The sequence below is a fragment of the Cryobacterium sp. TMB1-7 genome, from assembly GCF_004402435.1.
Lineage (GTDB): Bacteria > Actinomycetota > Actinomycetes > Actinomycetales > Microbacteriaceae > Cryobacterium > Cryobacterium zongtaii.
In genome coordinates this window covers 510,653-530,599 of the sequence record NZ_SOFZ01000029.1, presented here as the reverse complement: position 1 = coordinate 530,599, position 19,947 = coordinate 510,653, and the positions used below count along the sequence as shown (strand labels likewise).

Here is a 19,947-nt window from a genome sequence, read left to right as displayed (position 1 = left end):
CGTCAGATGTCGACAAGAGCGGCGTACCGGCGTGCTCGAGCGGCTCCCACGCTGCCACGGGGCGGGCGGGCCGCGACTCTGCGGGCGCGCAGCAGCATCGAATCGTCGCCGAGAAGCTCCCCGACCTTCAGTAGAGCGTTGGCCGTGTGTACCGCCCCCACCCGGCGGGCCGCAGCATCGTCGGCGATGAGTTCGACAAGAAGGCGAGTGGTCTCCTCGAGGCGGCGCGCGCCCGGGATCATCGGCAGGCACATGCGGTTAAGCTGAGCCAGCTGCGAGATGCGACCGTGCCGTTGTACCAAGTGTGTTCTTTCATGCTCGACGATGGCACGAAACTGTCCCCGGCTGAGTTCGCTTTCCAGTCGCGACGAGACCAGAACTCCGCCGTCGGCCCCGGGCGTGCAAAGGGCAACTGGTAGCGCGGACGGCACGATCGTCACGCGTACGCCGTGCATATACAGGTTGCGGCAGTCGGAGGCCGCTGACAGCAGGGTGAACTGAGCGTGCAGCCGCCGCTCGGCGTCGGCGAGGGGCTCCGCCGTAGCCATGACCAACGCGACGAGCGCGCCCACCCCGGCGAGCCCGACCCAGCCGAGTAAAACCAGGGAAGTGGGGATCAGCCATGAATTTGAGCTGCTGGGAGCGCCGGCCATCGCCATGATCGCGCTGATGGTGATGGTCAGACTGGCGACGATACAGGCCAAGCCGCCCAAAAACACTGAGTACCACGCTAGGAGCGCCAAGCGAGGGCTGCCTGTGGTCACGCGCTCGGACACGAGCAGATACGGCGCCCCGCCGATGAGGAGGAATGCCGTCGCGGCGAGGGTGAGCACAACGACGATCGTCACGACGTGTCCGTTACTCTTCCGGGCCGAGAGCGCGCCTGAGGAGATCGGCGTCTTGAGACCCCAATGAACCGGCAAAGCGCAACAGGGCCGCGCTGCGGTCGCTGCTGGAGTGAAGCGCAGACTCCATGGCATCCGCGACGAAGGTGGGTTCGGAATGTGTCGCTGCAAAGACGGCGCCGCTGGCTCCGAGTGGGGACTTGGTCACCACGCCCTTGGTGCTGAGCCTGTCTAGCACGGTGAGGATCGTGGTGAGCGCCGGGGTGGGGCCCTCAGTCGGGAAGGAGTCGCAGATGGTTCTCGCCGATAGCGGAACGCTCGAGTTCCAGAGGACGCGCATAACTATGCCCTCAAGTTCGCCTCTGTTGCGTCGCACCTGTCTACCCAAACCTTCCCTCTATTGTCATTTTACAGGGCGTGACCGAGCGGGGTGGAAGGCATCGGCCCCGAAATCACTTCACACGTTCATCAGAAAGAGCATCACGCCCATTCCCGCCGCCATGACCGTGTGGCACAACGAGTGAAGGCGGTGCCCTCGCACGCCCAAGAACCGGCACAGCCACCACAGCGTTGCCGCACCGGAGGCGACGATGAACACCACGTTGACGACGTCTGCCCAGACTGGCGTGGCGGAGATCATCGCGCCGGCACCTCCACCGTGGTGGCTGGCGTGGGCCGAGCTGCTCTCGCCTCCCATGAATCCAGCCATGAGTAGCGGCATCGCCGCCAGCATCCAGATCATGGCCGCATCCATGACGATATGACTGACGAGATCCACTTTGCCGGCGAGCGGCTTCGTTCTGCCGAAAAGCGGGAACAACGAGAGGGTGAAAACTCCGAACAGCGCAACCTGCGCCCACGTAACCGCATCTATGACGTACACCCAGACCATCACGATCATCGCGATGCTCATCAAACCGTGATTGAGATGGATCAACCCCATGTCCGTCAGCCCCTCATACCGTGAGCGGGATGCAATCCGATGCTGGACGAGAACCCTCAAGCAAACGACGGCGGTGAACAAGAAGGCGATTGTCAGGATGAAGTCCCACGGAGATCCGATCATGCACCCACCCTACCTCTACATCTTGTAGAGTCTGAGTCTGAGTCTGAGTCTGAGATCGAGAGAAAGAGGTCGGCATGACCGCCATTGACCGACCGGCCAGGCCCGGGACGCCGTACGCGCCAATCAAGAGACGCGGCACCAATTGGTATGCCGCATTCTGGCGGTGGCACTTTTACGGATCGATCATCGTGATTCCCGTCCTGTTCCTGCTCGCTGTGTCTGGTATGACGTACATGTTCCGGAGTCAGGTCGACGCGTTCACCCACCCCGGTGTGCTTACTGTCACTCAGCCTCAGGGTACGGTGCGCGTGCCCCTCTCTGCCCAGGAATCCGTCGTCCGCGCCGCGTTCCCCGATCGAACGGTTCTCTCCCTTGTCGACGCCACGGGCGATCGGTCCACGATTTTCGTGACGGAATTGGTGGACGGCAGCAGTAGCAACGTTTACGTCGACCCCTACACCGCTACAGTCACCGGGGACCTGACATCGGACCAACTTGTTTCCGACTGGGCAGAGCGGGTGCACGGAGACTTGCTACTGGGCGACGAGGGGATCGGCGACCGCATCGTCGAACTGGGGGCAAGCTGGGCCATTGTCCTGAGTATTAGCGGGTTCATTATCTTCTTCCTCGGCCGACGGCCACGAAAAGCAGGAAGAAACAAGAACGTCACGGGTTCACGAATTCGGGGAATGCATGCCATCGCTGGTGTGCCCGTGGGCCTGGGCATCCTGATGCTGGTCGTCTCGGGACTGCCCTGGACTGGAGTCTGGGGAACGCTAGCGCAGCAGGTCGCAACGGACACCTCCGCTTCTCTGTGGGGCGAGGATCCCGGGGCAGACTCGACGATTCGCGACCTGATGGAGAAGACAAACGGAACCTCCGCGGAGGCGGGCTGGGCGATTGGTAACGGCCCACTCGGCGCCAGCGCTGGTGGCGGCACGCCGATCTCGATCGATATCGCGGTCGCCGCGGCGACCGCTGCCGGCGCCCCCGAGCCCTATTCCGTCATGTATCCCGATGGTGACACGGGAGTGTTCAGCGTGACAGGTGGTCAGTGGGACAACAACGGAAACGCCGCTGAATCCGATGTGACCCAAGAGCAGACCGTGCACGTCGATCAGTACTCCGGTGCGATAGCAGCTCGCTACGGCTACGACGACTACAGTGCGGTGGCCAAGGTCGTATCCCAAGGGATCGCTGTGCACGAGGGGCGACGCTTTGGGGCCGTCAACATGATCGCAACAACCTTGTTCTGTCTGGCGGTGATCTTCATGTGCGTGTCGGGGCCGATCATGTGGTGGACTCGGCGTGGCACGGCTTCCGGGACTGCGGCTCCCCGTGCCAAGCTGCCAGTGTGGGGTCACCGGGTCTTGCTCGTGGCAATGACGGCCCTCGGCATCTTCCTGCCGATGTTCGGGCTGTCGCTGCTGATCGTCCTCGCGCTGGACCAGCTGCTGATCCGCAGGGTGCCCCGGTTGCGCCGTTTCTTCAGAACGGCGTAACCGAGTCGCCCACGCGAGTCAGATCGACAGCGCTGTCAGTGGGTTACTTCAGACCCCAGAAGGCATCTTCAGCGGGGCCGTCTTCGGAGAACAGGTGCACCTCAACGATCTTGCCGCTCCGGACCGTGAGCAGATCGATGCCGGCCATGTCCATGGTTGCTCCGGCACTGTTCCCTGAGAACCGCACCGGCACGGCGACCAGGTCCCCATTGACCATCGGGGCACCGGCGACGGCGAGCTGAAAACTGCCTGCGCTGGCTTCCATCATTCCGCCGAGAAGGGCGCCGACCCCGCCCACGCCATGGTGGTCTCCCGAGAACTGGTGATCGCCGGGCTGGTGCCAGAGGACGTCGTCGCTGAACTGGGCCATCACGGTGGGGATATCGCCGCGGCCGAGGGCGGCGAAATAGGTCTCAGCAACGGCTGCGGGGGTGGGCTCGGTCATTTTGGTGGCTCCTTCGTCGGTGTGTTCACCCATAGTCACAGATGGTAACTTGTTACCTCAACGTAACTAAGGAGATGCATGTCGAACGAAGCCCCGGTATGGAACGTCATGTTGGCTACCTGCCCCTCCCGAACCTCGGTGGCGAAGATCGCCAACAAGTGGACCGCGATGATCGTCATCACGCTCAGCGACGGCCCGGCCCGGTTCGGTGCCATCCGCGAGAGCGTCGGGGGCATCAGCGGCAAGGTGCTCTCGGGAACGCTTCGCGACCTGGAACGGGACGGGGTCCTCACCAGGACCGCGTACGACGAGATGCCACCTCGAGTGGAATACGAACTCACGTCGTTGGGGCGCACGCTACGCGAGCCTCTGACCGCCTTGGGCATCTGGGCGGAGCAGCACATCGAAGCGGTTCTGGACGCCCGAGACGCTTACGATCAACGGCCGACGGACAGGTGACGCAACCGGCGTCCACGTGAAGTCCTGGTGTCCGCTACGCGCTCGCGGGTTCGGTCACACAGGACGCGGGCAGCGGGACGGCGCCTTCAGCGTCGATCAGAGGCACTGTGGCCGCCCAGGTGTTCATCGCCTCCAACACGGGGCGCAGCGCCTCACCTGACGCCGTCAGCTCGTAGACCACACGAGGAGGAATCTCGGCGTACACGGTCCTGGTCACCAATCCATAGGTCTCAAATCGTCGAAGCCGGTTCGTGAGAGTGTGGGCACTGATGCCAGTCAGTGCATCGCGCAGCTCAGTGAACCTCGCCGGCCCGGTCAGCAGCTCTCTGATGATGAGCGTCGCCCAGGGGCCATCAAGCAGGGTCAGGAATCGAGCAATGCCGCATTCTGGCCAGGGCGCACCGGAAAATGTCATATTTTGAGGCTACTCCATTAGTGCAGTTGACGTAACTGGTGCATCGCGTGCACTAATGGTTCCCATGACCTATCTCATTCACGGCGCCACGGGCGCCCAAGGCGGCCCCGTCGTCGCAGCCCTCCGCAAAGCCGGCAAGAACGTCACAGCCGCGGTTCGCAACCCATCCAACTATGAGGGCGACGCCGTCGCCGTCGATTTCAGTTCGGTCGAGTCCCTGGAAGAGGCCTACCGCGGAGTCGAGGGCCTCTTCGTGCACCTGCCGATCGGGACTGCCGAACAGCAACTCGCCCACGCGCGGACCATCGTTGAGGCCGTCACGCGCGCCCAGCCCGCACGGGTGGTCGCCTCTACCAGCGGGTACCGCGTGAACACGACCGAGGCGGGGGAGGACGCCGCGTCGGTTCTCGTGAGGGGACTCATGGCGAGCGGTGTGTCAGTAGCCATCGTTGAACCCCGGCTCTACCTAGAGAACCTCCTTCTGCCTACAGTGACTGGACCCACCCGTGAAGAGGGAATGCTGCGTTATCCGATCCGTGACGACTACCGTGTGTCGTGGAGTTCGCACTTGGACATCGCCGACGTGGTGGTTCGACTCTTCGATCAGCCCGAGGTCACCGGTGTGGTCGCGGTCGGAGCTCTTCCCGGTCTTCTTGGGGACGACTTGGCAACGGGTTTCGGAACGTATCTTGACCGGAGCGTGAGCTTTGAGGCGCAGGATCCGGACGACTTCGGTGCCCTCATAACGCCGTTGTTCGGCAAAGCCGGGGCCGACCCGGTTGTTGCGTCCTACCACTGGAGGCTCACTCAGACCGGTGAGGAGATCGAAATGGGAAATAGTGCACAGCAACGTCTCGGTATCGAACCGCGCTCCATCGAGCAGTGGCTTCGAGACGTCCGAGCCTGACCTGGATCTGATCACCGGGTTGCTAACCGTCCCTGAATCACCTTGTAGGTAGAGCCAGTCCGCGAGGACTGGCTCTACCGCTTTATCTACCCGCGAATCACCGCCCTCAGTGGGTGGGCATGCCGTAGTGGTCGGCGATCAGTTCCACCGTGCGGGACTGGGCACGGCGCGAGTATCCCGAAACCACCAGCATCACCTCGTCGACACCGGTTTGTGCCTGAAGCTCTTCCAGGCCTGCGGCCACCTGGCCGGCGGTTCCATGAAGAGTCCGATCGGTGTATTCCTCAATGATTTGTCGCTCCTGCACGTTGGCCTGGAAGGCCTCCACTTCCTCGGGAGGAAGCAGCGCGAAGGGCTTACGCTGGAACATCCTCAGCATTGCCATGGCGGTGGACGTCGACTGGCGCCGCGCCTCGGCGGGATTCTCATCAGCAATCGCCCCGATGCTGACCAGGCTGTATGGCTCCGCGAGGAACGAAGACGGCCGGAAGTTCTCGCGGTAGATCCGCATGGCATTCAGGATGTCGGCGCTGCCGAACTGCAGTGCGAAGGCATAGGGCCGACCGAGGCGGGCGGCAACGTGCGCGGAGTAGGTCGATGATCCCAGAACCCAGATATCAGCGCTGGTCTCCGATCGTGGGACCCGGTTCTGCTCCGCCTGCCACGGGCCCGGCACGGCGGGCACATTACGATAGGGGTGATCCGGCGGAAAGTCATTGCCCAAGAATCCGAGCAGTTCGTCGATTTGCTCGGGGAATTCGTCGTTCGCCGTGTGGTGACGGCGCAGGGCCGCAGCGGTTGCTCCGTCGGTGCCCGGAGCCCGACCGAGGCCGAGATCGATCCGTCCTGGAGCCAGCGCGTCGAGCATGCCGATTTGTTCGGCGACCACCAGGGGCACGTGGTTGGGCAGCATGATCCCGCCTACGCCGAGCCTGATGCGCTCGGTCTCGCCGGTGAGCCGAGCCACCATCAGCTGCGGGGACGAGACGGCGGCACCGGGCATTGCATGATGTTCGGACATCCAGAACCGTTGGTAACCGCGCCGGTCGGCCAGCTGCGCGAGCGAGATCATCTCGTGGAAGGTTTCCTCTACCGGGTGGCCAACCCCGGTGAATGCATTGTCGAGTATCGACAAAACGAAGGGGGCGGTGCCGGAAGGGCTCGGATTGTTCATATACTACCTAACTTGTCACGGAATAATATTGGTTTTGACGTGACAATTCACTCTAAGGTCTCATCACGGCAAAGTGCAACTGATACCGTGAGCGCTATGACAAAGGTTCCATTGCCCCTCGCTCCGGGCACCGCCGAGCATCCGTGCTTGGCGTTGGTCAACAGCATCGTCACCCTCCCGGGCGGGCAGCGGGTCGATGAGCTCAACAGCCCGGAAAGTGCCACCGCGTGGCTCGTCATGCACGCCCTCGCACCCGCCCATACTGGATTGCTGGCCTATTGCCAACTTCAGCTCACGGATCTGAGAGCGAACCTGCGGAACGCGCTGGAGTCGCACACCGAAGGTGTCGCGCCGAATGCCGAAACATTGAGCGGCATCAACCGCGCCCTGACCGCAGTGCCCAGCGCGTCGTTGCTGCGATTCGACCCCGACGCAGGGCTGCTCCGGGTTCCGAGCCATCCAACGAGCCAGCTCGTCGCTCACGCCATGGCCCACATCGCCGAGGATGCCGCTGCGTTGTTGACTGGCCCGGATGCGCATCGCATCGCGCAGTGCGCATCCGCACCCTGTGATCGGTTCATGATTCGAACGCACGCAAGGCGGCAGTGGTGCTCGGAACGCTGCGGCGCCAGGCAGCGGGCCAATCGCGCCTACGCCCGGAAACAGGACCAGTCTCCCGCCGTATGACGGGAGAGGGTCAAGCTCGAACGACGGTGAGCGGCGCCGGTAATCGGGGGCTCGCCTCTGGCGCATCGGGTCCGGGACACAGCCTGCGCGTGCGATCGCGGCGAGGTGTTTCGGCCGGGACCACACTCACTGATCGCGAAATGCCGTTCTCAGTGGCTGCACACGCTCATGGCTCGTAACCGCGCATCGACGCCGCGAGGTATCGCCCTGTGACGCTCTCGGGATTCTTCGAGATCTCTTCCGGGCGGCCGGTGGCCACGATGCGGCCACCGGCCGTGCCGCCGCCCGGGCCCATGTCGACCACGTAGTCGGCGTTGGCGATCATGTCGAGGTCGTGCTCGATGATGATCACGGTCGCACCTGTTTTTAGAAGCTGGTCGAGGACGCCAAGGAGCACTCGGGTATCCAGCGGGTGAAGGCCGACCGAAGGTTCGTCAAGGATGAAGAGGGTGCCCGTGTGCTTTCGGCCGAGCTCGGTTGCGAGTTTGAGTCGTTGCGCTTCGCCGCCGGAAAGCGACGGAGTGTCTTCGCCGAGTGTCAGATACCCGAGTCCGAGCGTGACGAGGGTCTGGAGTTTCTTCTTGATACGGGGGCGGTCGGCAAACAATTCGGCAGCGTCCGCGACGGTGGTGGCAAGGATCTCGGGCAGAGTGCGGTCGCCCTGCCGTGTGGCAATTCGGATGTCGTCGGCGTCAGGTCTGTATCGGGTGCCGTTGCAATCGGGGCAGGGGATGTCGATATCGGGAAGGAACTGGACATCGAGCACGACCTGGCCCGTGCCTTCGCATCGCGGGCACTTGAGCGAACCGGTGTTGTACGAGAAGTCGCCCGGCTTCAGGCCGTTGTCGCGCGCTGCGGGGGTGTCTGCGAATGCGCGGCGAAGTTCGTCGAGAACGCCGCTGTATGTTGCCACGGTGGAGCGCACATTAGTGCCGATCGGGGTGGCGTCGACGACATTGGCGCTTGCCAGGCCGGCAGCGTCCAGGCTCCGGACGTGCGAAGGTAACGCACCGCCCCCATGTGCCGCGGCGATGGCGGGGACAAGGCTGTCGAGGACGAGAGTGGTCTTGCCCGAGCCGGACATACCGGTCACTGCGGTGAGCCGACCCTTCGGGATGCTGACGTCGAGGGCGTGGACGGTGTGCATGGCGGATGTGACGAGTTGGATCGTCCCGTCTGCGAATACCTCCTTTTCGCCGGCGCGCGTTCTGGTGATGACGTCGGCGCGTCCGGTGAGGTATTCGCCGATCAGGGAAGCGGGATTGGCGCCGATCTGTGGAATGGTTCCCTGCGCGAGCACCGTTCCGCCCGTCGCGCCAGAGCCTGGTCCGATCTCGATCATCCAGTCTGCTTCACGTAGCACCTGGACGTCGTGATCGACGAGGACGACAGAGTTCCCGTCGTCGAGCAGGTCGCGCATCACTCCGATGAGGCCGTCGATGTTCGCCGGATGCAAGCCGATGGACGGTTCGTCGAGGACGTAGAGGACCCCGGTGGTTTCGTTGCGCACGGCCCGAGCCAGTTGCACCCGCTGGCGTTCTCCGGTGGAGAGCGTTGAGCTGGCACGGTCGAGGGTCAGGTATCCCAGGCCCAGTTGCAGCAGACGTCGGCCCATCTCGGCGAACTGGCCGGCAATGAGCGATGCCATCGGCTGCAGATCGGAGTCGACTGTGCTCGGGATCGTCGATACCCAGGAAAGCACCGTGTCGAGGTCCTTTCCGGCCGCTTCAGCGAGGTTGATGCCGTCGACTTCGCTTCCGAGCGCCTGGTCCGACAGCCGAGTGCCGTGGCACGACGGGCACGCGTGTGCCGTGATGAACCGGTTCACGCGACCGAGTCCAGCTTCGCTGGTCGCATTGTCAATCGCCTCGCGGACGGCCTGCCTGGCGCTGCGGTAGGTGAAGTTCAGGTCGAAGAGCTTTCCCGACTTCGAGGGGACCCGGATCTCCCGCTTCACGGCGGGGCCATCCGTGACCATCCATCGTTCTTTCTCAGTCAAGTCCCGGTACGGTACGTCGATGCGCACGCCGAGTTCGGCCGCGACCTGGGGCATCACGGAAAGTCCGAACATGCCCCACGGAGCTACCGCTCCGCCTTCGATAGTTTTCGAAGAATCGGGGACAAGAGTGTCATCATCGATGTCGCGCACTGTGCCTGTGCCGGTGCAGACGGTGCAGGCGCCGTCTGAGTTGAACGCGAGAGTTTCGGCGCCGGGCGGGTAGAACGAGGCACCGCACTCGGGACAGACCAGGTCCTTATTCGCAGCGACGTCGATGGTGGGAGCAAGGCGATGCCCGTTGGGACACAAGTGGGAACCGAGACGCGAGAACATCACCCGCAGCACATTCAGCAACTCCGTCGATGTACCGAATGTCGACCGAACGCCGGGCACTCCCGGCCGCTGCCGGAGCGCCAAGGCGGCGGGTACATGCTGAACGGAGTCCACCGTTGCACGCGTGGCATGCGACATCCGTCGACGCGTGTACGTCGAAAGCGCCTCGACGTAGCGACGCGAGCCCTCCGCATACAAAACACCGAGCGCGAGCGACGACTTCCCCGAACCGGACACACCCGCGATCGCGACGAGACGGCCGATGGGCACATCCACATCGATGTTCTTGAGATTGTGGACTCGAGCACCACGAACTTTGATCGACGTCGGCTGACTGATGGTCATATCTGTCTCTCTTGGAGCCTTCAGTGTGTCATTTGCAACGTTGGGTTCAGGCAACTCGAGCTTGAACCTACCGCACGGTCGACTCCAGTTCGGTACTGGGCCGAAGAGGCATCATCGCTGCTGGCACGTCGCCGCTGTCGGGTACGCCGAAGCCGGTATCCGCCACAACAGGTGGTGCATAGTCGCGCTCTGTATGTCTACTTGCCGCGGTGATTCGTCAAGGATTGCATTGGGTAACCCGTTACCTCAACGTAACTAGGTGGGTGTGGTGATCACGGAGCGACCGGAGTGGAATGTACTGCTCGCTTTTTGTCCAGGTGAATCGAGCGCGCTGAAATCAGTTGGATCGTCGGGTACCGTCTCCCGCGACTCCTGTGGATAAGAATCGGCCGCGGACTTTGTCAGCGAAGGCCCCGCATCACGAATATCCGCGTCATGAACGTGGCGGGCATACGAATCTTCCGGTCCCAGAAATAGAGTTGGCGAGCTGGCGCCGTAAGGGACGGCTCACGTGCGCCGGAAACGTACGCCCAGATCGGGCCCTGAGGCAGACGGAGTAGGGCTGCCAACCATGCCTCGCGGACACCCCGAATGCTCGCGAGCCGGGGGCGACGCCGCCGGTGAAGCCCGAATCTCTCAACCCTCAGATGGGTCGACTGGGAGATTTACTTCGAACACCCTCTCGGAATAGACAGCGAGTTTTTCCGTACTTTGCGCAAGATGCTCCGCAGCCCGTACCGCATCGGGCAAAGCCAGTGCGTCGCGTCGCATGAGATCGCGGTGCCAGCGGCGGAGTCGATCGAGGCTCTGCTCTTCCTCCTCCAACTCGCCGAAGGTGAACTTCTCTTTCGCGAACTCGCGATCGATCTCCGCATCGAACTTGCCGCAATCAGCGATGAACTCATTCCACTCATCTCTGCGCGCCGCAGCGAAAGCGTCCCGCAGGATTGAAGCGTCAGCTTGGCTTTGGCCGGTGACCTCGAACACTGCAAGGGTTCCCTCGCCCCGCTCCGCAAGTTCGCGAACGGCCGGCACCTGCTCGGTGAAGGCTAGCAAGTTCGGTACCGCCCAAGCACCCGCCGTCGCCGGCACGGCTCCCATCCGTCTGAGTTCCCGCCATATCGCCACACGGTGGCGCGAAGGTTGCGCGGGCACGCGCGGGATGAGAAGGAGCCAGGAAGCGAAGGTAGTGTCAGTCACAAACGCAATGTAACACACGTTACAGGCGTGGTGCTGTGTCTAAAAGGAGAACATCACTGTCGAGATCCCGCTCGGGCCGTGTGGGTGTAGCAGGCATCCGAGGAAAAATTATGGCAAACCGCGCCAGCATTCAGCGGGCTGCCCCCAGCCTCACCACCTGGAGGTCCCATCCGCAGAGTTGCTAACCGCCCACGTGGACGATAGGGCGTTTGCGTGGGTCTGGTTCACTTTCACGCAGGATCTCCCGAACCACCGGTGGGGTGTCGCCTCGACCCAGAAGGAGATAACGGAACATATATATCAGTGGGTTGCCTTCGGACCATTCAAAATATGCGTCTGGCCCGAATATCACGTGTGACTTGAGATAGTGCTCCGATACCGCGCCCAACCTCGGTCACCACGAATCGGGTCCGGTGCGTTCAAGCGCGTGAAAAGCGACATCCAGCAGCTCATGCAGGTCACGAGTCTCGCGACTATCGGCCCAGGCAGACAAGGCAGCGGAGAACGCGCCAAGACTGGCCTGCACGAGCACCCGTGAACGCAGGGGTGCATCTTCGCCATGGACCCGCTCTGCGATGATGGGCTGCAAGAGCTCAGCCCACGCAAGGTGCTTCTCCGCGTTTCGGGCATGCAGTGACGGCGTGCTGGAGAGCAAGCGGATGGCGACCTTGTCGCCTTGGGTCTGGGGCCGGCTCCGAAGCATCGTCGCGTACGCGGCGTGCAATGACTGCATGACGGGTTCTTCGACCGGGCGTCCCTCGAGGGCATCGCGCACAATCGTGCCGTAGGCGGCAAGCGTGCCCACCACCATGTCTTCCTTTGCGGGGAAGTAGCGGTGCACGCTCCGGACCGAGATGCCTGCCGCAGCGCCGATTTGCTCGACGGTGACGCACTCGAATCCATGCTCGGCGAATAGGTCTATCGCTATGTCGGCCAACCGTTGCCGAACCATGTCGCGGGTCACGGCTCGAAGCCCGCCGGCTGGATTGCTGATTTCAGTCACGAGCTCATTCTACATCTGCCGAATTTGGCAGAGTCTGCCATTCGGGGCCTATGATGACAATTACGGTTTTTGGGAAGGACTACACCATGCAGGAACGCACGCTAGGTCAGCAGGGCCTCACTACGTCCGCCATCGGCTATGGCGCGATGGATACCGCTTTTGGCGACGGCAGCGATTACGACGCCGCGTCGATCGCCGCGATCCGTCGCGCCTTTGAGGGCGGTGTCAGGCATTTCGACACAGCGGAGCTCTACGGGTGGGGCAAGGGCGAGAGACTGCTCGGTGCGGCTCTCGCCCCGATTCGGGAGGAGGTGACGATCGCGACGAAGTTCGGCTTCACGCCCGCGTTCGCTCCGAACTCGCAGCTCGACCATGTGCGCGATGTCGTCGACGGCAGCCTGCGGAGCCTGGGCGTAGAGTCCATCGACGTGCTGTACCAGCACATCCACGACCCGGCAGTGCCCATCGAGGACGTTGTCGGCGTGATGAAGGAGTTCGTCGATGCCGGCAAGGTGAAATACCTCGGCCTGTCCAACACCACTCCGGAGAACGTTCGCAAAGCGCACGCGGTGCATCCAATCAGTGTTGTGCAGTCTTCGTACTCGATCTTCGACCGCGCGTCCGAAGCCTTCTTCCCCGTCCTCGAAGACCTGGGAATCGGCCTCATCGCCTACCGCCCTTTGGCGCGGGGGTTCCTGACTGGCGCCGTGAAGCCACTCGACGGCTACCCGGCTAACGACTTCCGCCGCCACAACCCGTGGTGGGCACCCGGGAACTTCGAGGCGAACCTCGCAATCACCGAGCAACTGGGGTCCCTTGCCGAGAGCAGGGGTGCAACCCTTTCGCAGCTTTCGCTTGCGTGGTTGTTGCACCGGAAGTCCTACATCGTCCCTATCCCTGGCTCCCGAAGCGTAGAGCGGGTAGCCGAAAACGATGCGGCGGCCGACCTCTCCTTGACCGCCGATGACATTGACCTCATCGAGCAGATCGTCCCAGACGGCGCTCACGTCTGACGCCGACCGCCGACCACCGAACACCTTTGAAAGGCATCTCATGCAGAAACGCACTCTTGGCCAGCAAGGCCTCACCACCTCCGCGATCGGCTACGGCTCGATGGGCATCTCCTCGTTTTACGGACCCGGCCAAGCCCACGAGGGCGTCGCCGCGATCCAGAAGGCCTACGAGCTCGGCGTCACCTTCTTCGACACCGCCGAGATGTACGGCTGGGGCGAGAACGAGAAAGTCGTCGGCGGTGCGGTGAAGAGCTTCCGCGACGACGTGGTGATCGCCACGAAGTTCGGCTTCACGCCCGAATTCAGGCTCGACAGCCGCCCGGAGCACATCCGGGAGGTCGTCGAGAACAGCCTCCGCTACCTCGGCATGGACCACATCGACGTCCTCTACCAGCACCGCCCCGACCCGAACGTGCCCATCGAAGACGTCGCCGGCACGGTCAAGGAACTTATCGAAGCAGGCAAGGTGAAGTACTTCGGTCTCAGCGAGGCCGGCCCCGAGACCATGCGCCGCGCTCACGCCGTACAGCCGGTCTCGGTCCTGCAGACCGAGTACTCCCTCTTTGACCGCGAGATCGAGAAACTGTTCCCGACCCTCGACGAGCTCGGCATCGGATTCGTGCCCTACTCGCCTCTGGGACGCGGATTCCTCACCGGCACGGCCAAGCCCGGAGCCGAGTACGACGAGACCGACATGCGCCACACCGCTGCCCGCTGGCAGGCCGGCAACTTCGAAAAGAACCTCGAGGCGACCCGCCAGTTGGGTGAGTTGGCCTCCTCGAAGGGCGCGACGGTCGCGCAGCTCGCCCTCGCCTGGATCCTCGCCCAGGGCGAGCACATCGTCCCGATCCCCGGTACCCGAAGCGCCGCACGCGTCGAGGAGAACCTCGGAGCCGCCGACCTAACCCTCACCGAGACAGATCTCGACCGCATCACGCAGATCCTCCCCACGGGCGGCTTCGGCTCCCGCTTCCCGGCCGGTATGAGCGCCGAATGGGAGTGATCGCGACCTCGCGACGCAGACTCGGCTCCCACAATCACCCACTTAGATCATGATCAACAAGGAGGAACGAATTCCGGCTGGGTACGTCCCAAGGCCTGCGTGTATCCGTCTCGCGATTTTTGAGAAAACTTCACTTTGGAGCGTGACGATGCGCCGGGTCTGACCGTCTGAGATAGGTAGCCGATGATTCGGCGGATGTGCCGCACCGGCCATCGAGACGCATTCGTTCCACTCGGCAGCCTCGTTCGAAGGAGATCCTCATGACCTCAGCGCAGAACGAACCCCGCCAGGTGCCGCCAGCACAAACATCCGGCGACACCCAGCCGGCCGCTCACGCAGCCACCAGCGGTAACACCATCCGCGAGGATGTTGTGGCGAAGCAGAAGGAACAGTTCGGCGGCATGCGGTTCGGCACCGCTTTCTTCGGCTGGCTCACCGCTACAGGGGCGGCGGTGCTGCTTACCGCGTTGGTCGTCGGCGCCGGCGCTGCCGTCGGGCTTGGCACGCAGGCCGACCCAGAGCAGGCAGCGGGGGCAGCAACCGAGAACGCCGCAACGGTGGGCCTAATCGGGGCAATCGCGCTCGGGGTCGTCGTGTTCGTCGCATACTTCTGCGGCGGCTATGTCGCCGGGCGGATGGCGCGGTTCAGCGGCGCGAAGCAGGGCATCGCCGTCTGGCTTTGGGCATTGATCGTGGCTGTGGTGCTGGCTGTCGTGGGAGCCATAGCAGGCAGTCAGTTCAACGTCCTCGCCAACCTGAACAGCTTCCCGCGCATCCCCATCAACGAGGGCGACCTTGCCCTCGGCAGCATCATCACGGCCATCGCTATCGCCGTCGTCAGCCTCGGCGGCGCCATCCTCGGCGGTCTCGCCGGAATGCGCTACCACCGCAAGGTCGACAAGGCCGGCCTCGGCCGCTAGTCCGCACCACTCAACAGCACCCTTGCATCAACCCTGATCCTCAATTCGATCCACCGCCCCACCACCGCCGGGCAACTGGTCCGGCGTGCGAAGTAGGAAGAGAGAAATGACAATGATCAACACCAACAACATCGATTCCCTTATCGGTGCCAACGTCGTCGACACCGAGGGCCGCAAGGTCGGTACCGTCGGCCAGGTGTACCTGGACTCGTCCACCAACCAGCCCAGCTGGGTCACGGTGAAGACCGGACTGTTCGGAACCAGCGAATCCTTCGCACCCCTTGAAACTGCCGATTGGACCGGCGACGAGCTCCACATCGGCTTCGCGAAGGATGTCGTAAAGGATGCCCCCCGCATCGACACCGACGGCGCGCTGGAGAGCGCCGACGAAGACGCCCTCTACAGGTACTACGGCCTCAGCGGATCCACCGTCGGCCAGAGCACCGGCAACACCGGAAACTCCGACGACACCCGCACGGATGCCGCTGCCGGTGACCGTCGCACCGAGGGATACGACACCTCCGGGCCCACCACCGACGAAGCGATGACCCGCTCCGAGGAGCAGCTGCGCGTCGGCAAGGAGCAGGTGTCCGCTGGCCGCGCCCGACTGCGCAAGCACGTGGTGACGGAGAACCAGACCGTCACGGTACCGGTGAGCCACGAAGAGGTCACCCTCGAACGTGAACCCATCACCGACGCCAACCGCGGCAACGCCAACTCCGGTCCCGACCTCAGTGACGAGGAGCACGAAGTCCAGCTCACCGAGGAGCGCGTCGTGGTGGATAAAGAAACCGTTCCGGTGGAGCGGGTCCGCCTGGGCACCGAAACGGTGACCGAAGACCAGCGGGTCTCCGAAGACGTGCGCAAAGAAGAGATCGACTACGACGAGTCAGACATCGAGCGCAAGGGCCGCCGTGCCCGCGACGACACCATTTAGCACCTGAAGAACCGCCAGGCCCGGGAGGCTTCGGTCCCCGGGTCCGGGTGCCGTGGGAGGCGCGACCGTGCGGCCCAGTGCTATTCAGTTGGTCATGACGTTTCGCGCGGAAGCCTTCGAAGCCTAAACAGCCAAGAGTTTTCGCGACCTGAAACAACTAAGAGGAGCAGACGTATGTCACAACGCAACACTCTCGTTCGAAGCCTTCATGATGTGGGCCTGGCCGCCTGGTTCGGTGGTTCGCTGATGGGCGCGGTGGGGCTGAACAGCGCTGCCGCTTCCGTCAGTAACCCCCGGGAACGGCTGGCGGTGTCCAGCGTGGGCTGGAAGCACTGGGCGCCGGTGCAGTGGGCGGCCATGGCCGCGCATGGCCTCGGCGGGGTCGGCCTGATCCTGGGCAACACCGAGCGGCTCGCCGCCCAGAAGGAAGGGCGGGTGAACACCGGCGTCAAGCTGGCACTCACGCTGGTCGCCATCGGCACCAGCGTGTATTCCGGCGTGCTGGGAATGAAGATGGGCGCGAACGCAGGCGAAGCGGTCGAGGGCACCACCGAACCCAGCGAGGTCACCTCAGACGAGTTGGCGTCCGCCCAGAACCAGCAACGCATCCTGCAGTGGGTCACTCCGGTCGTCACGCTTATCCTGATCGTGCTCGGCGCCCAGCAGGGCGAACAGCAGCGGCCGGTGCCGTCGGCCAAAGCCAGCTGGTTCCAACGCGCTATCAGGCGCTAACCGCCCCATCCCCGGCCCGGGTCGATTCGACCCGGGCCGGCACCTGTCGGCGGCGAGACCGCTCTCCCCGGGAAGAGCGGTCTCGCGATTTAGCGCCAGGAGGCCAATTCCCGGGCAAGGGTGTGACGCGATCGGGCCAGGAGCCCGCGCACGGTGGACTCCGGAACTACGAGTTCAAGCGCGATGACCGAGTAGGTGCAGCCGGCGAACTCGCGCATGAGCCAGGCACGTTTTTGATTGATGGGAAGGCTGCTCAACGCCAGGGTAAAGGCGTCGTCCTGGAGCAGCAACTCCACGACGTCCAAGGGGCTGCTTTCGCTTGTGGCCGGGATGTCGAACGAGAGCTCCGTTCGATCGTGCGCCAACTTACCGCGAAGTCGGGGTGGCTCGAGTTTGTTAGGGGACAGTCAGCCGCGGGCGATCGCGACCGCTTCGGCGACCGCCGACATGCTGTACACGTTCATGAACAAGGGGCCAGGTGCTTCGCTCAGATCGGCGGTAGTTAGTTCACCCGTGTCAAAGGGACTGAGCCCAGCGTCGACGACTAAGCGCGCCACCATGTCCTTGGCCTCGTTGTTGTCCCCGGCTATGAACATGACGGAGGGAGTCTGGTTGATGGCAGCGGCGGCCTGATCTACCGACAAATTATGGAGGGCCTTGACCACAAAGGCGTCCGGGAACAAGTCTGCGACCTTCGCTGACGAAGTGTTGGTGCCGAGATCGACCAACCCAGTGCGCTCTGGGTTGAAAGGATTAGTGGTGTCGACGACCACCTTTCCTGATGCTGGACCGACGAGCGCTGCCGCGTGCGCAATCAGCTCGAATGGCGGCGCGAAAACGACCACGTCCGAAAATGCTGCCACCTTCTCTACCTCAAGCACGCACGCCAACGAACCTAGCCGGCCGACAAAATCTTCGAGACGGCCCAAATCGCGCACATAGCTGAACGCGACCTCGTGGCCTCGCTTCACCCACTGCTCGCCGTACAGCTTGCCTACGTTGCCCGCGCCTACAATTCCGATCTTCATTTCCGCTCCCAACCCTGATCACTTCGACTATCGAAGTGAAGCCGAAGCTACCACTTCGAATATCGAAGCGCAAGCGATAGTGTGGCTTTATGTCAACCACCCCTCTTCCAGGAAGACCTGCCAAGGGTTCGCGAACAGGGCGGCCGCTGTTCGCACTGCTCGACCTCATGACGCGGCGATGGAGCATGAGAATTGTTTGGGAATTGCAGGGCCACGCGCTCACGTTTTTGGAACTTCAACGAGAGTGCGACGGGATGTCATCTTCGACGCTGACTCTCCGACTTCGTGAACTCACTGAAGCGAAGCTGGTCGCCCGTCAGCACGACGGTTCATACGAGTTGTCCTCGCTTGGAGCCGCTCTACCTGCGGCGTTCGGGCCGCTTGTTTCCTGGGCGGAGGAGTGGGCTGACGCTACAGCAGCTGATCACTCGGTGACGGAGGGCCGAGAACTTTCGAACTCCGACGCCTCTCCGACCTCCGAATAGACGCCCCGGGCGCCATCGGGAGGTCGCGTCGGGTCCGGTTCGGTTAGGAGCCCTTGGAAGAAGGCCCGGATGTTGGCGCTGATGAGTTCGGGTTCCTCTTTAGCCGTGAAGTGACCACCATGAGGGAGCACGGCGAAGCTTCGAATGTCGGTGTACGTGCGCTGGGCAAGTTCACGGGGGTATCCGAGGTCTCCTGTCCCGACGGCGATGCCCGTCGGGACGTGAACGGCACCACGCTTCTCGCGGTGCCTCAGGTGGTAGTAGGAGCGGAATGATGACCCAATGGATTGAGTGAACCAGTACAGCGAAATCGTTCGCAGAAGGTCGTCGCGAGAGAACTTTTCATCAAGAGTGAGTTCCGTCGGGCCGCTTCGTCTGTCGCTCCACGAACGAAACTTTTCGAGAATCCAGGCGGCAAGCCCAGCGGGCGAGTCGTTCAAGGCGGCGGCGACCGTGTCGGGGCGGGTGCTTTGCAGATGCGCATACGCGGTCTCGTCTTCCCATTCGGCGTCGAGCCATGCAATGAAGGCGTCTTCTGCCGCGGAGAGGTCTTTCCGGTCGTCAACCTGGGGCACTGCGGGGTGTGTGACGAAGATACCGAGCACTGAGTCCGGGAAGAGTGACGCCAGGCTATGACTGACGGAGGCGCCAATGTCCTCACCATAGGTGCCGTACCGGGCATAGCCGAGGACATCAGTCATCAGCTTATGTATCGTTCGCGCCGTACTTGTATCGGTGAAAAATCCGGTGGGGGCGTCGGAGAACACGAACCCGGGTAATGAGGGAATGACGAGGTCAAAGTCGGACAAGAGAGTGACGAGCGGGAGCATCTCGGCAAACGAGTACGGCCATCCATGGCTCAGGACAAGAGGTACGGCATGAGGATGGGATGACTTCACGTGAACAAAATGGACTAATTGGGAGTCGATGTCAGCAGTAAATTGCGGGAATGAGTTCAACCAACGTTCCTGAGCACGCCAGTCAAACTCGGCTTCCCAGTAGGTCACGAGATTCTGCAAGTAAGACTTCGGAACTCCAGCAGCCCACTCCGTCCCAGGCGTTGGCTCCGGTAAGCGTGTACGAAGAAGCCGATCCCGCAGATCAACAAGATCCGACTCTGGCACCTTGATGCGAAAACTCTTCATCGCAAAACTCTACCGATGGACTCGTCCCACCAACTCTTGCAGCCCGTCGAAAGTCACTCCCGTCGAGATATCCAGTGGACCGCAGTTCGCCGTCTCTATGACAACCTAGGGCGTTGACACCGACCCCCCCCCGATCTGCCTGACGCCGTGTCCGCTTGCGCCGACAACACCACACAGCGCACGCTTTCAACTGCAATCGAGTACAACTGGTTAACGAATTCCCCCCCCCAACAGCCACAAGCATAAGAAGGAAAACTACGCAATCCAACCACTCGGCTCTTGGCTTCTTCGTCGCCTTCGCGTT

At 62.8% G+C, this 19,947-nt stretch carries 22 protein-coding genes; 10 read left to right on the top strand and 12 right to left on the bottom strand.

Annotation, left to right across the window (positions count from 1 at the left end):
* Positions 1–2 precede the first annotated feature (2 nt).
* The 3 genes from E3O60_RS15615 to E3O60_RS15605 form a co-directional block, all read right to left on the bottom strand.
* Positions 3–848, bottom strand: coding sequence for a M56 family metallopeptidase (locus tag E3O60_RS15615; protein WP_134408430.1), 846 nt, complete (start codon positions 846–848; stop codon positions 3–5).
* 10 nt (positions 849–858) lie between these two features.
* A complete protein-coding gene (locus tag E3O60_RS15610) occupies positions 859–1,221 on the bottom strand; it encodes a BlaI/MecI/CopY family transcriptional regulator (RefSeq protein WP_255455319.1) in 363 nt (120 codons plus the stop codon).
* Between the two features lie 81 nt (positions 1,222–1,302).
* Entirely contained in the window at positions 1,303–1,911 is a 609-nt protein-coding gene (locus E3O60_RS15605) for a DUF5134 domain-containing protein (protein ID WP_134498576.1), read from the bottom strand.
* Between the two features lie 74 nt (positions 1,912–1,985).
* On the opposite strand from E3O60_RS15605, the gene E3O60_RS15600 reads away from it, so the two are divergent.
* A complete protein-coding gene (locus tag E3O60_RS15600; RefSeq protein ID WP_134408427.1) occupies positions 1,986–3,413 on the top strand; it encodes a PepSY domain-containing protein in 1,428 nt (475 codons plus the stop codon).
* A 43-nt stretch (positions 3,414–3,456) separates the two neighbouring features.
* On the opposite strand, the gene E3O60_RS15595 is transcribed toward E3O60_RS15600, so the two are convergent.
* Positions 3,457–3,858 carry a nuclear transport factor 2 family protein gene (locus E3O60_RS15595; protein ID WP_134408426.1) on the bottom strand — a complete coding sequence of 134 codons (402 nt, stop codon included), beginning with the start codon at positions 3,856–3,858 and terminating at the stop codon, positions 3,457–3,459.
* 78 nt (positions 3,859–3,936) lie between these two features.
* Here E3O60_RS15595 and E3O60_RS15590 point away from each other — a divergent pair, with 78 nt between their 5' ends.
* Positions 3,937–4,317 carry a helix-turn-helix domain-containing protein gene (locus E3O60_RS15590; RefSeq protein ID WP_134498574.1) on the top strand — a complete coding sequence of 127 codons (381 nt, stop codon included), beginning with the start codon at positions 3,937–3,939 and terminating at the stop codon, positions 4,315–4,317.
* A gap of 34 nt (positions 4,318–4,351) precedes the next feature.
* On the opposite strand, the gene E3O60_RS15585 is transcribed toward E3O60_RS15590, so the two are convergent.
* Positions 4,352–4,732 (bottom strand): helix-turn-helix domain-containing protein, encoded by a 381-nt coding sequence (locus E3O60_RS15585; RefSeq protein WP_088456571.1) that lies wholly within the window; start codon positions 4,730–4,732, stop codon positions 4,352–4,354.
* A gap of 64 nt (positions 4,733–4,796) precedes the next feature.
* On the opposite strand from E3O60_RS15585, the gene E3O60_RS15580 reads away from it, so the two are divergent.
* A complete protein-coding gene (locus E3O60_RS15580; RefSeq protein ID WP_134408425.1) occupies positions 4,797–5,639 on the top strand; it encodes an SDR family oxidoreductase in 843 nt (280 codons plus the stop codon).
* Between the two features lie 106 nt (positions 5,640–5,745).
* On the opposite strand, the gene E3O60_RS15575 is transcribed toward E3O60_RS15580, so the two are convergent.
* Positions 5,746–6,813 (bottom strand): LLM class flavin-dependent oxidoreductase, encoded by a 1,068-nt coding sequence (locus E3O60_RS15575; RefSeq protein WP_134408424.1) that lies wholly within the window; start codon positions 6,811–6,813, stop codon positions 5,746–5,748.
* A 96-nt stretch (positions 6,814–6,909) separates the two neighbouring features.
* Between E3O60_RS15575 and E3O60_RS15570 the strand changes: the two genes are divergently transcribed.
* Positions 6,910–7,500, top strand: a complete 591-nt coding sequence (locus E3O60_RS15570; RefSeq protein ID WP_134408423.1) for an ABATE domain-containing protein — start codon at positions 6,910–6,912, stop codon at positions 7,498–7,500.
* 166 nt (positions 7,501–7,666) lie between these two features.
* Here E3O60_RS15570 and E3O60_RS15565 read toward each other — a convergent pair whose 3' ends face one another.
* From E3O60_RS15565 to E3O60_RS15555, 3 genes are all read right to left on the bottom strand, one after another.
* The gene (locus tag E3O60_RS15565) at positions 7,667–10,177 is read right to left on the bottom strand and encodes an excinuclease ABC subunit UvrA (protein ID WP_134498572.1); all 2,511 of its coding nucleotides are present in this window, start codon (positions 10,175–10,177) and stop codon (positions 7,667–7,669) included.
* A gap of 636 nt (positions 10,178–10,813) precedes the next feature.
* Positions 10,814–11,377 (bottom strand): Chromate resistance protein ChrB, encoded by a 564-nt coding sequence (locus E3O60_RS15560; protein WP_088458042.1) that lies wholly within the window; start codon positions 11,375–11,377, stop codon positions 10,814–10,816.
* Between the two features lie 394 nt (positions 11,378–11,771).
* Positions 11,772–12,380 carry a TetR/AcrR family transcriptional regulator gene (locus tag E3O60_RS15555; RefSeq protein WP_198415729.1) on the bottom strand — a complete coding sequence of 203 codons (609 nt, stop codon included), beginning with the start codon at positions 12,378–12,380 and terminating at the stop codon, positions 11,772–11,774.
* 86 nt (positions 12,381–12,466) lie between these two features.
* Between E3O60_RS15555 and E3O60_RS15550 the strand changes: the two genes are divergently transcribed.
* From E3O60_RS15550 to E3O60_RS15530, 5 genes are all read left to right on the top strand, one after another.
* Positions 12,467–13,393, top strand: a complete 927-nt coding sequence (locus E3O60_RS15550) for an aldo/keto reductase (RefSeq protein ID WP_088458040.1) — start codon at positions 12,467–12,469, stop codon at positions 13,391–13,393.
* A gap of 40 nt (positions 13,394–13,433) precedes the next feature.
* The gene (locus E3O60_RS15545; protein ID WP_088456566.1) at positions 13,434–14,396 is read left to right on the top strand and encodes an aldo/keto reductase; all 963 of its coding nucleotides are present in this window, start codon (positions 13,434–13,436) and stop codon (positions 14,394–14,396) included.
* Between the two features lie 260 nt (positions 14,397–14,656).
* Positions 14,657–15,316 carry a hypothetical protein gene (locus tag E3O60_RS15540; RefSeq protein ID WP_174776214.1) on the top strand — a complete coding sequence of 220 codons (660 nt, stop codon included), beginning with the start codon at positions 14,657–14,659 and terminating at the stop codon, positions 15,314–15,316.
* 106 nt (positions 15,317–15,422) lie between these two features.
* Complete coding sequence (locus tag E3O60_RS15535; protein WP_370291300.1) at positions 15,423–16,253, top strand: DUF2382 domain-containing protein; 831 nt, start codon at positions 15,423–15,425, stop codon at positions 16,251–16,253.
* 174 nt (positions 16,254–16,427) lie between these two features.
* On the top strand, positions 16,428–16,985 hold the full coding sequence (locus E3O60_RS15530) for a hypothetical protein (protein WP_088456564.1): 558 nt from the start codon (positions 16,428–16,430) through the stop codon (positions 16,983–16,985).
* Between the two features lie 89 nt (positions 16,986–17,074).
* Here the strand turns inward: E3O60_RS15530 and E3O60_RS15525 are convergent, their stop codons facing one another.
* On the bottom strand, positions 17,075–17,281 hold the full coding sequence (locus tag E3O60_RS15525) for an RNA polymerase sigma factor (RefSeq protein ID WP_240632499.1): 207 nt from the start codon (positions 17,279–17,281) through the stop codon (positions 17,075–17,077).
* Between the two features lie 111 nt (positions 17,282–17,392).
* Positions 17,393–18,013: an NADPH-dependent F420 reductase gene (locus tag E3O60_RS15520; protein ID WP_134408419.1), complete on the bottom strand. Its 621-nt coding sequence runs from the start codon at positions 18,011–18,013 to the stop codon at positions 17,393–17,395.
* An 89-nt stretch (positions 18,014–18,102) separates the two neighbouring features.
* Here E3O60_RS15520 and E3O60_RS19010 point away from each other — a divergent pair, with 89 nt between their 5' ends.
* Positions 18,103–18,498 (top strand): helix-turn-helix domain-containing protein, encoded by a 396-nt coding sequence (locus tag E3O60_RS19010; RefSeq protein ID WP_088456561.1) that lies wholly within the window; start codon positions 18,103–18,105, stop codon positions 18,496–18,498.
* Here the strand turns inward: E3O60_RS19010 and E3O60_RS15510 are convergent.
* On the bottom strand, positions 18,438–19,643 hold the full coding sequence (locus E3O60_RS15510) for an epoxide hydrolase family protein (protein ID WP_134498570.1): 1,206 nt from the start codon (positions 19,641–19,643) through the stop codon (positions 18,438–18,440). The genes E3O60_RS19010 and E3O60_RS15510 overlap by 61 nt on opposite strands.
* Positions 19,644–19,947: the final 304 nt, after the last annotated feature.